Source organism: Paractinoplanes atraurantiacus (genome assembly GCF_900215205.1).
GTDB lineage: Bacteria > Actinomycetota > Actinomycetes > Mycobacteriales > Micromonosporaceae > Actinoplanes > Actinoplanes atraurantiacus.
In genome coordinates this window covers 1-14,702 of record NZ_OBDY01000047.1, presented here as the reverse complement: position 1 = coordinate 14,702, position 14,702 = coordinate 1, and the positions used below count along the sequence as shown (strand labels likewise).

The 14,702-nt window shown below is 71.1% G+C and carries 9 protein-coding genes; 7 read left to right on the top strand and 2 right to left on the bottom strand.

Annotated elements, in window-relative coordinates; genetic code table 11:
* Positions 1-33 precede the first annotated feature (33 nt).
* The 3 genes from CRP55_RS48975 to CRP55_RS48965 all read left to right on the top strand — a co-directional run bounded on the left by CRP55_RS48975 (position 34) and on the right by CRP55_RS48965 (position 3,505).
* The gene (locus CRP55_RS48975) at positions 34-1,251 is read left to right on the top strand and encodes a sensor histidine kinase (RefSeq protein ID WP_097328979.1); all 1,218 of its coding nucleotides are present in this window, start codon (positions 34-36) and stop codon (positions 1,249-1,251) included.
* A gap of 10 nt (positions 1,252-1,261) precedes the next feature.
* Complete coding sequence (locus CRP55_RS48970; protein ID WP_097329009.1) at positions 1,262-1,897, top strand: response regulator transcription factor; 636 nt, start codon at positions 1,262-1,264, stop codon at positions 1,895-1,897.
* A 363-nt stretch (positions 1,898-2,260) separates the two neighbouring features.
* Positions 2,261-3,505: an IS110 family RNA-guided transposase gene (locus CRP55_RS48965; RefSeq protein ID WP_097328978.1), complete on the top strand. Its 1,245-nt coding sequence runs from the start codon at positions 2,261-2,263 to the stop codon at positions 3,503-3,505.
* Between the two features lie 11 nt (positions 3,506-3,516).
* Here CRP55_RS48965 and CRP55_RS48960 read toward each other — a convergent pair whose 3' ends face one another.
* On the bottom strand, positions 3,517-3,717 hold the full coding sequence (locus CRP55_RS48960) for a hypothetical protein (RefSeq protein WP_143235500.1): 201 nt from the start codon (positions 3,715-3,717) through the stop codon (positions 3,517-3,519).
* 62 nt (positions 3,718-3,779) lie between these two features.
* Positions 3,780-9,092: a GH92 family glycosyl hydrolase gene (locus tag CRP55_RS48955; RefSeq protein WP_097328976.1), complete on the bottom strand. Its 5,313-nt coding sequence runs from the start codon at positions 9,090-9,092 to the stop codon at positions 3,780-3,782.
* A gap of 152 nt (positions 9,093-9,244) precedes the next feature.
* On the opposite strand from CRP55_RS48955, the gene CRP55_RS48950 reads away from it, so the two are divergent.
* The 4 genes from CRP55_RS48950 to CRP55_RS48935 all read left to right on the top strand — a co-directional run bounded on the left by CRP55_RS48950 (position 9,245) and on the right by CRP55_RS48935 (position 14,642).
* Positions 9,245-10,336 (top strand): AfsR/SARP family transcriptional regulator, encoded by a 1,092-nt coding sequence (locus CRP55_RS48950; protein WP_097328975.1) that lies wholly within the window; start codon positions 9,245-9,247, stop codon positions 10,334-10,336.
* A 35-nt stretch (positions 10,337-10,371) separates the two neighbouring features.
* Complete coding sequence (locus tag CRP55_RS48945) at positions 10,372-12,063, top strand: ATP-binding protein (RefSeq protein ID WP_097328974.1); 1,692 nt, start codon at positions 10,372-10,374, stop codon at positions 12,061-12,063.
* Between the two features lie 80 nt (positions 12,064-12,143).
* Positions 12,144-13,322, top strand: coding sequence for a hypothetical protein (locus tag CRP55_RS48940; protein ID WP_097328973.1), 1,179 nt, complete (start codon positions 12,144-12,146; stop codon positions 13,320-13,322).
* Between the two features lie 111 nt (positions 13,323-13,433).
* Positions 13,434-14,642, top strand: a complete 1,209-nt coding sequence (locus CRP55_RS48935; RefSeq protein WP_097328972.1) for an oxygenase MpaB family protein — start codon at positions 13,434-13,436, stop codon at positions 14,640-14,642.
* The last annotated feature ends 60 nt before the right edge of the window (positions 14,643-14,702 follow it).

Below are 14,702 nucleotides of genomic sequence, written 5' to 3'. Positions count from 1 at the left end.
GCCGCGCCCCCACCGGTCCTGGGCCGGGCCATCGTGGCCGCGCTGACGGCCTGGGCGACCGGTCGCGCCTGGCGCGAGCTGGTCTATCTGGTCACCGGCGTGTTCGTGGGGCTGCTGCCGTTCGCGCTCGCCCTGGTCGGCATCGTCGCCGCCGCGGCGTCGGTGCTGACCATCGGCCTGCCCCTGCTGGTCGGGGTGCTGGCGCTGGCCCGGCTCCTCCCCCGCTACTTCCGGGGCCCGGCCCGCGCGATGCTCGGCTGGGAGTGGGACGACCCGCCGCCGATGGCCGGCCGGACCCTCTGGGTCCGCGTCCGGTCCCTGCCCGGCGACCCGACGGCGTGGCGTGCCCTGGCCTACTGCTTCGCCCACTGGCCGGTCATGGTCGCCGGCGCCTATCCGGGCCTGATCTGCGTGGTGGTCGCCCCGCTCGGCATCACCTATCCACTGTGGTGGCTCCTGGTCCCCGACGGTTTCCGCTTCGCCGACAGCGACACCTGGGCCGGCACCTGGTGGGTGGCGCTGCAGGGCCTGGCCCTGCTTCTGGCCACGCCCTGGTGGTTGCGGTTGATGGTGCTGATAGACCGTTTCCTCGTACGGGGTCTGCTCCACCCGAGCCGGGCCCAGCAACGCATCGCCGCCCTCGAAGCCGGCCGGGCCGCCCTGCGGTCCGACGCCGCCGCCCTGCTGCGCCGTGTCGAACGCGACCTGCACGACGGCACCCAGGCCCGCCTGGTGGCGCTGGGCCTGACCCTGTCCCGCATAGAGTCCCGCAGCACCGAGGACCCGGTCCGCAAGCTGGCCGCCGACGCCCGTGACACGGTCACCGAGGCGCTGGCCGAGCTCCGCGACATCGTCCGCGGCATGCACCCACCCGCCCTCGACGACGGCCTGGAGGTGGCCCTGGCCACGCTGGCCGCCCGCAGCGCCGTCCCGGCCGAGGTGAGCGTGTCCCTGACCGCCCGCCCACCCGACGCCACCGCCTCGGCCCTCTACTTCGCCGTGGCCGAGCTGCTGACCAACATCGCCCGCCACGCGAACGCCACGCGGGCCCGGGTCGACCTGCGCCCCGAGGGCAGCCGTCTCCGCCTGACCGTGACCGACAACGGTCAAGGCGGCGCGGCCGCGGGTGGCACCGGCACCGGGCTCGCGGGCTTGTCGCGCCGGGCGGCGGCCCTCGACGGCGACCTGACCGTCGACTCCCCCGACGGCGGCCCGACAACCGTGACCATGACCGTCCCCGAAGGAGCCTGACGTGCGCGTGATGATCGCCGAGGACAACCCTCTGCTCCGCGACGGCATCGCACTGCTGCTGGCCGAGCACGACATCGAGGTGACCGCCGCCGTACCGGACGCCGAGGCGCTGCTCAAGGCCGTCGCCACCGACCCGCCGGACGCCGCCGTGGTCGACGTGCGCATGCCACCCACCCACACCGACGAGGGTTTGCGGGCGGCGTTGACGATCAGGTCCTCGTACCCCCGAATCGGGGTTTTGGTCTTCTCCCAATGGGTCGAGACGGGTTACGCCCGCCGCCTGCTCTCGGAGAACGCGGGCCACGTGGGCTACCTGCTGAAAGACCGCATCGTCAGCACCAGCGACTTCATCGGCGCCCTGCGCCGCGTGGCCGACGGCGGCACCGCCCTCGACCCCGAGGTGGTCCGCCAGCTCCTGGCCACCCCCGCCGTGGACGCGGGCCTGGCCCGTCTGTCCGGCCGGGAACGCGAGATCCTGGCCTTACTGGCCGAGGGCCGCTCCAACGTGGCCATAGCCGAACACCTGCACCTGGTCGAGCGAAGCGTCGAAAAACACGTGACCGCCATCTTCACCAAGCTCGACCTTCCCCAGGCCCGAACCGACCACCGCCGAGTCCTGGCCGTCCTGAGCTACCTGCGCTCATAGAAGCGGCTACGCGGAGTCGCCGGTGTTCTCGCCGGCGGGGAACAAGTCCTCAAGCATGGCGTGGGACCTGGGCGGCAACGGCGCGCTCGAGTTCCGTGCGGCCCAGCAGGCCGTCGGCGCTCATTGGTGCACCCTTGTCTCACTCGAGCTGATGTTGGTTCGAGTGCACCGGTGACCGTCGGGCCATCGCCCCGCTCGCTCGATCTTCGAGATCCAGCATGAGTTCTGCGAGGCCCGGCGGCCCGGGACGCCCCGATCGGCCACAGGGCTATGCGTGTGCGAACGCCGCTCAATGAGCAACCGGCTGTGGTGTCCCGGAACCGCCAGGTGCTTCCCCACTGGTTGCGCAGCGGAGAGGCAATAATGAGTGTGCAGGACACCCCGGGCACGGCGCGAGCGGTCACCGCCGGCGTCGACTGGGCGAAGGACAACCACGCCGTCTGCATCATCGACAGTGACGGTGAGCCGGTCGAACGCTTCACCGTGGCCCACAACAAGACCGGCCTGGCCCGGCTCAACGCGGTCCTGGACCGCCATGATGTAAACACGATCGGCATCGAGCGTGGTGACGGACCGGTCATCGACGCTCTGCTGGCCGCCGGCCGCATCATCTATGTGATACCGCCGTCGCAGGTCAAAGCCTTGCGGCAGCGTTACGGCTCGGCCGGCAACAAAGACGACCGGTTCGACGCGTTCGTCCTGGCCGACACCGTGCGCACCGACCAGCGGCGGCTGACTCCGCTGCTGCTCGACAGCCCGGCCACCACGACGCTGCGGAAACTGGTCCGGGCCCGCAAAGACCTCGTCGCCCACCGCATCGCCGTGACCAACCAGCTGCGCGCGCATCTGCAAAACGCGCTGCCCGCAGTCATCGACCTGTTCCGCGACCTCGATTCCGCGATCAGCTTGCGGTTCGTGACCCGCTTCGACACCCAGGACGCCCTCGACTGGCTCTCGCCCAAACGCCTGACTGCCTGGCTGTCCAACGTCGGCTACTGCGGACGTGTCGATCCCGCCGTGCTGCACCAGCGCATCACCGCAGCACCGGCGGGCGCCGCCGGCGATCACGGCCGGGCCCTGGCCGGCATCACCCACGCCTACCTGGCCACCCTGCAAACGATCACCGCCCAGATCGAGGTTCTGGCGCAACAGATCACCGAAGCCCTCGCCCTGCACCCCGACCGGCAGATCTTCACCAGCCTGCCCCGCTCGGGAACGATCCGCGCCGCCCGGCTGCTCGCCGAGATCGGCGACGCCCGCGGCAGATTCCCCACCGCGGCCTCGCTGGCCTGCCTCGCCGGCGTCGCCCCCTCGACCCGCCAATCCGGCAAAGTTCGTATCGTCGCGTTCCGCTGGGCCGTCGACAAACAACTGCGCGACGCCGTCTGCGACTTCGCCGGCGACAGCCGCCGCGCCAACCCCTGGGCCGCCGAGCTCTACAACCGCGCCCGCGGACGCGGCCTCGACCACCCCCACGCCGTTCGCATCCTCGCCAAAGCCTGGCTCGACATCATCTGGAAGTGCTGGACCACCAACACCCGCTACGAACCCAACCGGCACCGAGCCCTCCAACAACTCCTCAACCAAGATCAAATCGTGACGGGTTGACACAGGGCAACTCATGCCGCCTCCAAGTCGCGGGCGGAGAGGTAGACGCCGTGCTTACGGAAAGCGGCCGGCGCCCAGACCAGCGCCTCCATCCGCTTGGAGGGGAGTGAGGACGGGAACCAGGGGGTGGCCAGGGTTCGCGATCGGGACCACTCCGGCGGCGCGAGATCGAGTTGGGCGGCCAGGTGCTCGGCCATCGGCCGGTATCCCACAATGTCTGATCCTACGAGCTGGTGGGCCGGCCGCGGTTGCGGTCGGCCCACCAGCGGTCACGTCACTTGGTGACGGTGAAGGGAATCTCGACCTTGGCCGACGAGTCGGTGCCGGTCAGGGTGATGGCGGTGGTGCCGGGGCTGGCCCCTCCGGGGACGCTGACGGTTTCGCCGGAGACGATGCCGTCGGCGTTGGCCTTCAGGGTTGTGGTGGTCAGGCCGTCGCCGAAGGTGCCGGTGACGGTCTCGTTCGGGGCGAAGCCCGCGCCGTCGACCGTGATCGCCGTGCCTCGTGGGCCCGACGTGACCGACAGGGACGCCTCCGGGGTGGTGGCCGGGGCGGCCGACTTGGCGGCCGGCTTGACCGTCGTGGCCGTGGCTTTCAGCGACGCGGCCACGGTCACCGTGAACGTGGCCGTTTTGCTCGACAGCGCGTCCCACGCCGTGACGTGCACCGTGTAGGTGCCCGCCTGGGCGTACGTGTGGGAACCGCCGATCGTCCCGGCCGTGACCGTGGCGTCCGCCGGCGCCGTGCCGTCGCCCCACTGGACGCGGGCGTTGGTGCCGGTCGTCGTGCCCAGCTGGGCCGTCAGCGACTGGCCGGCCGTGGCCGTCTGGTTGGCCGGGGCCGTCAGTTCCAGGGCCGGCGCCGGCGTGCCGTCGTCGGCCACCGCGAACACGTGGATCCGTCCCGCCGAGCCGGGATCGCCGGTCTGCGTCGGAAGGGTCACCGAGACGAGCGTCTTGCCGGCCGCAATCTGGTAGGGCGCGGTGGCGAACAGGAACGGCTGCGCGTTGTCCCGGCTCGTGCCCAGCAGGCGATAGCCCGACTTGGCCACGATCACATTGCCGTACGACGGAGTGCCGTTGGGGTTGCCCCCGAGGGTCCAGTCGCTCATCTGGATCGGAACATTCGCCGTGCTGCCGTCGGCGAATTTAAAAACGCCGGTCGTGCTCTGGTTGCCCTGGGTGCCGGCGCCGATGAACGAGATGCTCTTGGCGTCGGCGGGCAGGCTGAGCGTGATCGTCTTGCCGTTGCCGGTGGCGTTGTCGGGCTGACCGGCCGGTGTCGCCGGCAGCGTGAAGTGCAGCGCCGTCCCGGGCACCGTGACCGGCTTGCCCTTGGTCACGCCGGCCGCGGCCAGCGCCGTCGCCGAGTACGCCCAGTTCTTGGCGTCGCAGTTGGCCGCCCGCACCCCGTCCTCGCCGATGCAGACGTTGTCGAACGCGCGGACCAGGCCGCCCGCCGGCGCGTACGCCACATCGATCCCGACCGTGGCCGAGCCCTGGCTGACGCCGTCCGTCACCGTGACCGAGGCCTGGTAGTAGCCCGGCTCGGCGTACGTGTGCGAACCGCTCACGCTGTACACCGCCCGCGAGCTCAGCGCCGTCGTCCCGGCGGTGACCGGCGTGCCGTCACCCCAGTCGATCGTCGCCTTGTAGCCGCTCGCCGTGCCGCCGGTGACGGTCGCCAGCGGCACCGACACCGCGGTCCCGGACGTGGCCGGCACCGTCGAGACGCCGTCCACCGTGACCGCGCCACCGCCGAGCTCGACGTCGCCGCCCGCAAGCAGCTCGATCTCCGCGAGGGTCGTCTTCTCAGCAGAAGAAGCCCCGACGACCAAGCGGAACTGCGAGAAACTGCCCGGCTTGGAGATGGCGAACGGCCGCGTCTGGTTACGCCACGGGAAGACCTCGCCCTTACGGGAGTCGACAGTCGTCCAGGTGATCCCGTCCTTCGACCCCTGCAGCTTCCAGTCCGCCGGGTCGCCGGCCACCGCACCCGAGGTGAGCGTGTAGTAGGTAGGCGTCTGCTTGCCGCCCCGATAGGCCCACGTGACAGTGGGCGTCGCCGAGTCGAAGGTCAGCTGCGTGCCCGACGAGTCGTCGAACAGCTGGGTCGCGTTCGTGGTGCCGAGGCCGGGGCCGGTGGTGTCCTGCAACGGCTTCGGCGCCTCGGTGCCCTCGGTCAGCGACGGCGGCGCGTCCTTGGCCGCCGAGCCCCACGACGACGGGTTCGGGCCCATCACGAACTCGATGGTGCTGCCCGTCCGGAAGATCGACGAGTCGACGGTGGTCGAGGTGTACTTGCGGCCGTCGACCTTCACGCTCTGCACGTAGACGTTCTTGACGCTGTTGTTCGAGGCCTTGACCGTGAGGTCGCCGCCCGGGCGGTGCACCGTCATCTGGCTGAACTGCGGCGAGCCGAACGCCCAGCCGGACGAGCCGACCTGCAGCGGGTAGAGGCCGAGCGAGCTCAGGATGTACCAGGACGACATCTCGCCGTTGTCCTCGTCGCCCAGGTAGCCCTGGCCGATCTCACTGCCGACGTAGAGGCGGCGCAGGATCTCGCGGACCAGGGACTGGGTCTTGGCCGGGGCGCCCACGTAGTCGTACATGTAGGGAATGTGGTGTGAGGGCTGGTTGCTCATGCCGAGCTGGCCCATGCGCACGGCGCGCGCCTCGAGCATCTCGTGGATGATGCCGCCGTAGCCGCCCGGGTGGTCGGCCTTCTCCGGCGTCGCGAAGAACTCGTCGAGCTTCTTCTCCAGAGCGTCCCGGCCGCCGTACAGGTTGGCCAGGCCCTGCCCGTCCTGCGGCGCGGTGAAGGCGAAGTTCCAGCCGTTGGTCTCGGTGTAGGCGTCACCCCAGTCGAGCGGGTTGCTGTCGTTGAACGTGCCGTTGGCGCTGCGGCCCTGGAAGAACTTCGACTTGGGGTCGAACATGTTGACGTAGTTGCGGGCCCGGTTGAGGAAGTAGGTCGACTCCTCGGCGAGCTGCGCCCGTCGCGCTTTCGGGGTGGCCGGGTCACGCGAGAGGTCGTACGCCATGTTGCCGATGCCGTAGTCGTTGATGAAGCCTTCGAGGGCCCAGGACACCGACTCGCCGGTCGTGGTCGGCGTGTAGCCGAGGAACAGCGAGGTCTCGATGCCCTTGCGCCCCACCGCGCTGCGGCCCGAGGCCACCGTCGCGTCCTTCACGGCCGAGTCGTAGGCCGCGAGAGGATCGGGAAGATCGACATAATTGACGTACGCCTCGGCGAGCGCCACGTTCGCACTCGTGCCGGTCATCAGGTCGGCGTAGCCGGGCGACGACCACCGGGCGACCCAGCCCCCGTCGCGGTACTGCTGGACGAAGCCGTCGGCGATCTTCCCGGCGATGTCCGGGTAGAGCAGCGTGTACGCCGGCCACACCGTGCGGTACGTGTCCCAGAACCCGTTGTTGACGTAGATCTGGCCGTCCACGATCTTGGCGCCGGTCGTGGTCGCGGTCGACGTGCCGGTCGCGGCCGACACCGGGCTCGCGTACTGCCAGTGCGGCGCGGCCGCGGTGCCGGTGTTCTCCGACTGCGAGTTCGGGTAGAGGTTGAGCCGGTACAGGTTCGAGTAGAGCGTGACCAGCTGCGTCTCGGTCGCGCCCTTCACCGAGATCCGGTCCAGCCGGTCCTGCCACGCGGCGGTGGCGGCGGCCCGGATCTGGTCGAAGCTCTTGCCGGTGGCCTCGAGGTCGAGGTTCTTGTGCGCCTGGTCGACCGAGAGGAACGAGGTCGCGAAACGCACGGTGACCGTGGAGCCTGCCGCCAGGTCGAACGAGGCGGACGCGGCCGCGGTGCCGATCGGCGCGCGGTCGAAGGCGCCGTAGACGAACATGCGGCTCCGGCCGGCGGAGAGCCCGCTGCCGTTGTCCACCCATCCGGTGAAGGTGCCGTCCGCGGCGTACGTGAAGGTGCCGTTGTGGAAGACGAGGGCACCGGAGGTCTGCCCGGCCGGGAACGTGAAGTCCATGATCGCGGCGTGGTCGGCCGGCGCCATCCGCGCGGTCAGGCCGTTCTGCAGCTTGACGCTGTAGAAGTCGGGCCGGGCGATCTCGTCGTCGTGGCTGAACGGGACGGCCCGGGTGCTCGGCTGCCCGGTGGTGTTGCCACCCGCGAGCACCGGCATGATCGACATCTGGTTGCGGTCGCCCATCCACGGGCTGGGCTCGTGCGAGACGGCCAGGCCCTGCAACAGCGGGAGGTTGGCCGCGTTGTTGGCGCGCTGGTACTCGTACTCCCAGGAATTGGAAGTGGCGTTCGTGACCGGCGTGAGGAAGTTGAACCCGTTCGGCACGGCCGCCAGCGGCAGGTTGTTGCCGCGCGAGAAGGAGCCGGACGCGTTGGTGCCGCGGCGCGTGTCGACGTAGTTGGTGAGCTTCGAGCCGTCGATCGCCGCCGGCGTGCCGGTGACGGTGACGTCGTCGAGCCAGCCCTGGAACCTCGTCGAGGCCGTGGCACCCGGGTTGTCGTACGAAAGAAGAATGCGGTCGATGGTCTTGCCGTTGGCGACGGCGCCGATGTCGGACTGCACCGCGTTCCACTCGTCGGTGAACAGCGCCTTGGCCGCGCCCTGCCCGGCCGCGGTCAGCGCGTTGCCGTGCTGATCCACCGGTGAGCGCTTGCTCAGATAGGTGCCGTCGGTGAAGTGCAGGTCGAGGGCCGCGAAGGTCGACGGATACTGCAGGTTCTCCCCCGTGAGCTCGGGGAAGATCTTGTAGCTCAGCCGCGACTTCGGCCCGACCGGGATGTTCACGTCGAAGAGCTTGTTGGTGGCGTACGACCGGCCGTCCTCCCGGGCGCCACCGGAGTACCGCAGCGACGCCACACCGGTGAACCCGGCCTTGGGCAGCATGTTGGCCCCGCGGGTCGGCCCGTCGGCGACGACGCTGACCATCGGGGTGGCCGGCGGCAGCACGTTCGAGCCGTCGCTGATGTCCCAGTCGGCCAGTTGCACCAGCGAGTCACCGGAGTTCGCGGTGACGTTCAGCCGGTAGTAGGCGTACGGCGTGGTGTTGGTGAAGGTGTACGTGTTCGTCGCGTACCGGCCGCCGAAGCTCTGACCGGTCCGCTTGTCGACGTCGGTCCACTCCGAGCCGTCGTTCGACCCCTGCAGGGCGAAGTCCTTGGGGTCTCGCCCGGGCGCGTCGTTGGCCGAGGTCAGCGAATATTTCACGACGGTTACCGGCGCCGACAGCTGATAGGCGACCCAGCCGGTGGTGCTGAACACGAGCCACTTGGTCGACGAGTCGCCGTCCTTGAGCTTGACGGCGGTCTCGTTCGGCGGGTTCTCGGCGCTGGCGGTCACCGCGGTGACCTGCCCGAGCACGCTGCCGGGGAGCCCGGTCCGGATCGAGCCGCTCAGGTTTCCCTGCACCGGCTGCCCGTCCGCGCCGACCTCGGCGGTGCTGGCCAGGGGCTGTTGGTCGCCCGTTTCGAACGAGGAGCTGAAGTTGCCGGGCTTGACCGCGGCGCTGGCCACGGACGGGATCCCGACCAGGCCTATCGGTAGGAGAAACACACCGGCGACGGCCACCCACCGTCGAGGCAGAACTGACTTCATACGGACTCCACTGTGCACGGCAGACAGAATCGAAGATCGTCAGCTTCGACCGCCGATGACAACGTTGTCAAGAAAGGAACTGGAAATCGGCCCGAAATATTGTCCGCCGCCCGACTTCCTGTCCGCCCGGCATGCGGTGAGCTGGAGGCGTCATGCGTTTCTCCGTCCTCGGCCCCCTGCGGGTGACCGATCATGACCGGGAGGTGCCGCTGGGCGGCCCGCGGCACCGGGCCCTGCTCTGCGCCCTGCTGGTACACCCCCGCCAGGTCGTGCCGGCCGACCGTCTGATCGACATCCTCTGGGGCCCGTCACCTCCGCGCAGCGCGGCCGAGATGCTGCACGTTCGCGTCAGCGAGGTGCGGCGCTTCCTGCGTACGGACGAGCCGGCCCCGCTGCTGGCCCGGCGCTCCGCCGGCTACGTCCTGCAGGCCGCACCCGGCAACGTGGACGCCGAGGTCTTCGAGGAGCTCGCCGCGGCCGGGCGCCGGGCGCTGGCCGCGGGAGAGGCGGCCGAGGCCATCGACCTGCTCGAACGCGCCCTGGGCCTGTGGCGGGGCGAGGCACTGCCCGAGGTCGCCGGCCGCGACTTCGCCGCGGCCCGGATCGCGACGCTGTCCGAGCTGCGCGCGCGGGCCGCGGAGGACGCCGTCGACGCCGACCTGCTCGCGGGCCGCCACCACGACGTCTGCGCGCGGCTCCCGGCCGTCATCGCCGCGCAGCCCCTGCGCGAGCGGCCCCGCCGGCAGCTCATGCTCGCCCTCTACCGGTCCGGCCGCCAGTCCGAGGCGCTCGCCGAGTACGACCGGATCGGCGCGCTGCTGTCGGCCGAGCTCGGCCTCGACCCCGGCCCCGAGCTGCGGGACCTGCGCGTACGGATCCTCCGCCACGACCCCACCCTGTCCGCCGAGCCCGCCCCGCGGCGCCGCCGGGACAACCTGCCGAGCCCGCTGACCAGCTTCGTCGGGCGGGCCGCCGACCGCGCCACCCTGAGCCACCACCTGAGCAGCGCCCGGCTGGTGTCGATCGTCGGGGCCGGCGGCGCCGGGAAGAGCCGCCTCGCCACCGAGGTGGCCCGCGACCTGCGCGGCGACTTCCCGGGCGGTGTGTGGCTGGTCGAGCTCTCGCCGCTGCTCGATCCGCGGCTGATCGTGCCGACCACCGCCCAGGTGCTGGGCATCCCCGAACATCCCGAACGCGACCGTCTCGATCAGATCGTCGCCGCCCTGCGGAACGAGCGACTCTGATCATCCTGGACAACTGCGAGCACCTCGCCGACGACGTGGCCCGCTTCGTCACGCGGCTGCTGCGCGGCTGTCCCCGGCTGCGGATGATCTGCACCAGCCGGGAGCGGCTGCGCGTGGCCGGGGAGCACGTGTCCCGCCTGTCCGGCCTGGTGCGGGCCGACGCCGTGCTCTTGTTCGCCGAGCGTGCCGCCGCGGCCCGGCCCGGCTTCCGGCTGACCCCGGAGGTGGCGCCGGCCGTGGCCCACGTCTGCCGGCGACTCGACGGCATGCCGCTCGCCATCGAGCTGGCCGCGGCCCGCATGGGCGCCTTCGGCGTGGCGCAGGTCGCCGAACGGCTGGCCGACCGGTTCTGTCTGCTCGAGGCGGGTGAGCGCGGCGGCGAGGACCGGCACCGCACGCTCCGGGCGGTGATCGACTGGAGTTACGACCTGCTGACCGAGGCCGAGCAGACGATCTTCGACGGTCTCGCGGTGTTCGTCGGCGGGTTCACCTTCGAGGCGGCCGAGGCCGTCTGCGCGCTCCTCGCGTCCGAGGTCGACATGTCGCAGGTGCTCGACCGGCTCGTCGACAAGTCGTTCGTGCAGGCCGAGGCGCCGGCCACGGCGGCCGCGTACCGCTACCGGCTGCTGGAGACGCTGCGCGACTACGGGGCGCGCGAGCTGCGGCGGCGCGGGCTGGTCGACGCGCTGCGGGCCCGGCACGGCGCCTACTTCCAGACGCTGGCCAAGCAGGCCGCGGACGGCCTGCGCGGCGCCGACCAGCCGGCCTGGCTCGAACGGCTGGCGGCCGAGCACGACAACCTGCGGGCGGCGCTGGCCTGGTTCCTGGAGACCGGCCGGGCCGAGGAGGCCGGCCGGCTGGCCGGGGCGATCTATCCGTTCTGGGACCTGACCGGGCTGTACCGGGAGGGCCGGCAGTGGCTGGAACGGGCGCTGGCGGCGGGCGAGCTCACCGCCCCGGTCCGCACCCGGGTCCTGATGGGTGTCACCACCCTGGCCGTGCTCCAGGGCGACGCGGAACGCGCGACGGAGGCCTGCGCGCAGGCCGAGGCGCTCAGCCGCGCGGCAGGTGACGCGGCCGGCCTGTCCCACGCGCTGAACTATCAGGGCTTCATCACGCAGTGGGCGGAGGATTTCGACCGCTCCGACAGGCTGCTGGCCGAGGCGGAGGCAGTGGCCACGGAGTCAGGCGCGGCCTGGGAGCTCGGCTGGGCGCTGATCTTCCGGTCTACCTTGTCCCTGTCCCGCGAGGACTGGGTGACCGCGATCGACTGCACTCACCGGTCCGACGCCGCGCTCACGCCCGTCGGTGACCTCGAGGCCGCCGGCTGGAACTGTCTGCTCCGGGGCGGCGCCTACTGGGTCGGCGGCGATCACGAGCAGGCCGGCGTCGCCCTCCGGAGCGCGCTGGTGATCTTCGCCCGGCTCGGCGCGGTGCTCGGCCTGTCGCAGACCTTCATGCTGACCGGTTTCCTGCTGACGAACCGGGGGCGGCACCTGGCGGCCGCGCGCTTCCTCGGTGCCGGAGCCGCCCTGCGCGACCTGGCCGGCACCGGCCAGTTCCCGTTCCTCGACCGCTGGGTCGCCACGGCCCGGGCTGAGGTCAGCGCCGTCCTCGGCGATGACCGCGCTCGCGAGGCCTGGCTGAGCGGCGCGAAGTCCGACTGGCGCCCGCTGGTCACCGAGGGTCTGCGGCTCATCGCGGCACAGCCTGTAGCCGGCGTATAAGCACTCCGATAAGGCGGCCTGGGCACGCTGTTCGTTCGCGGCCGTCACCCGGCGGCCGGCCACGGAACGGCGGCCCACCGATGCGAACCTCATGGCAGGAAGACCCGACCGTACCGCTCGCGGGAGACGCTACGCCCGGCGCCCGTGACGCGGCAAGCCCCGGCGCCCGGGCACAGCCCTTCGGCGCCGCCCTTCTGTTCGAGATCCTCGCCGGCGTCTGCGGCGCCCTGCTCGCCGCCGCCTTCGACGGCTCGGCCGAGACCCGGCTGCTCGGGGCGGTCATCGGCACTGTGGTGGCGGCGCTGTTCACCGTGGCCGGGCCGTGGCTGAACGTGCGGGCCGGCGCCGCGGTCGCCATCACGGTCATCGCGCTGCTGCTCACCTATGGCGGCGGCCGTGCCGTCAGCGTGGCGGCCGGCCCGGGCGTCGACATCTTCCCGCCCGTGCCCGGCCCGCGTAAAGGCGGCGGCAGCGGCGGTGGCACAACACCCACCACCTCACCTCCGGCCACCGGCGGCACGTGCGAGGGGACGCTGTGCATCCGGGTCACGCCCACCAAGCTCGCCTGCGGGCCCGGTCCCTGTGGCCCCGTCGTCGTCACCAATACCGGCCGCAAGACGCTGGCCATCGGCGAGGTGGAGTTCACCGGAACCGGCGCCCGGCTCTTCCAGCACGACGGCGGCTGCGCCGGTCAGCGCCTGCAGCCCAAGAAGAGCTGCGAGATCCGCATCGCCTACACGGGCGCCGAGGACGGCACGGCCAAACTCGTGATCCACCAGAACCTGAAGGGCCCGGCGTCTCGGATCACGCTCACCGGCCGGGGCACGACACCGACACCCTCCGAGACCACCACCGGCCCTCCGGAGCCTCGCCCCGACCTCACGCTGTCCACGGCGAAGCTGCGCTGCTCGGTCGTACGGAACGGCGCGCTCAGCGGCGCCGACGTCCTCGCGGTCGATCTGGCCATCCTGAACGCCGGCGTCGCACCGGTCCGGCGCCTGGTGCCGTTCCGGTTGAGCAGCCGGACCGGGATCACCGGGCGGGGAAGCTCCGGAATCAGCGACGGCACCGCCGTCACCGCCATGCAGGCCGACCTCGATCCGGGCGACTACAACCGCACGCACGTCCTGACCGCGCGGGTAGACCCGGACGACGAGATCGCCGAGTCGGACGAGGTCAACAACCGCGTCACCGTCGCGGTGGCGCTCGGCAGCCGGCCGGAGGCCGCGGCCGACGTCCCCTGCCAGGTCTACGGCTGACGCTTGCCCCCTCCACCACATGGCGCTATGTTAACGGGAAATCACACATTGATGACCGTCGAAGCATGATCGTGACATGTGGTGGAGCCCTAGTTGGAATGAGGTAAGCGAATGCAGAATCTCAGCAGGAGACGCGTCCTGACCCTCGGTGCCGCGCTGGGCCTGGCCGGGGTGGCGGCCCCGTCCACGGCGTGGGCCTGGTCGTCGGCCGGCTCGATCGCGGCGACCGACACCGTCAGCGACCCCTGGGGCGTCTGGGACGACGACACCGACCCGCTCGTGGCCTCGCTCCTGGAGAACGGCCAGATCCCGGCGGTGAACACCGCGTTCGACTCGTGGATCGAGAACGGCGACGCCTTACCGGCCGGCCTGCCCGCCCCGCTCACCGCCTGGCTCCAGCGGCACAACACGCTGCCGTCCTGGACCGACCAGGCCAAACTCGCCCGCGCGGCCCAGTTCAACAAGCGGATGAGCATGTATCTGTTCCTGCTCTACGGCCTGGGCAGCGGCATCATGAGCACGGTCATCCCGCGCGAGGCCCGCAACGTCTACTGGTCCGAGGGCGGCGCCGACATGAAGGCCCGGGCGGCCAAGACCTTCACCTACGGATACGACCTGAACGCCGTCGACGCGTTCCAGCCGACCGGCCACTTCGTGGTCACCTCCAACAAGACCCGATTGACCCATGCGGCGGTACGGCATCTGCTGCCCCAGTCCCCCGGATGGCGCGCGGTCACCGACGACTTCGTCCCGATCAGCAACGGCGACATCCTGATCACCTTCCACAGCCTGGGCACGTTCGTCCGGCGCGAGATGAAATCGTGGGGCCTGCGGATCTCGGCCGCCGAGGACGAGGCCTTCCTGCACCAATGGCAGGTGGCGCTGCACCTGCTGGGCGTGCGCGACGACTTCATCCCGGCCACCTGGGCCGCGGCGGAGCAGCAATCGGCGTACGCGCTGACCCCGCTCCTGGCTCCGACCCCCGAAGGCATCAACCTGGCCGACATCCTGCTCGGCCTCACCTCGCAGGTCGACCTCGGCGTCACCCGGGGCTTCCAGCGCGAGTTCGCCCGCTACCTGCTCAGCGACCGCATCGGCGACTGGCTGCGCCTGCCCCGCGACTACGCCTCACGCGCCGTGATCGAGGTCGGCTGGCCCGCGTACGTGGCCTTCCGCGAGGGCCTGTCCCCCATCATCCCGAGCGGCTTCTCCATGTTCGACCGCTTCGTCCGCGGCCTGGCCATGCTGTTCCTCAACAACGGCACCTCAGCCACCTACACCCCGATAACCATCCCCACCGGCAACCGCCCCAGCACCTGACCCCTGAACCCGCCGCCCTTCGCCCATCGCCCCCTCGCCCCTAGCCCTTCACCCTCGCCC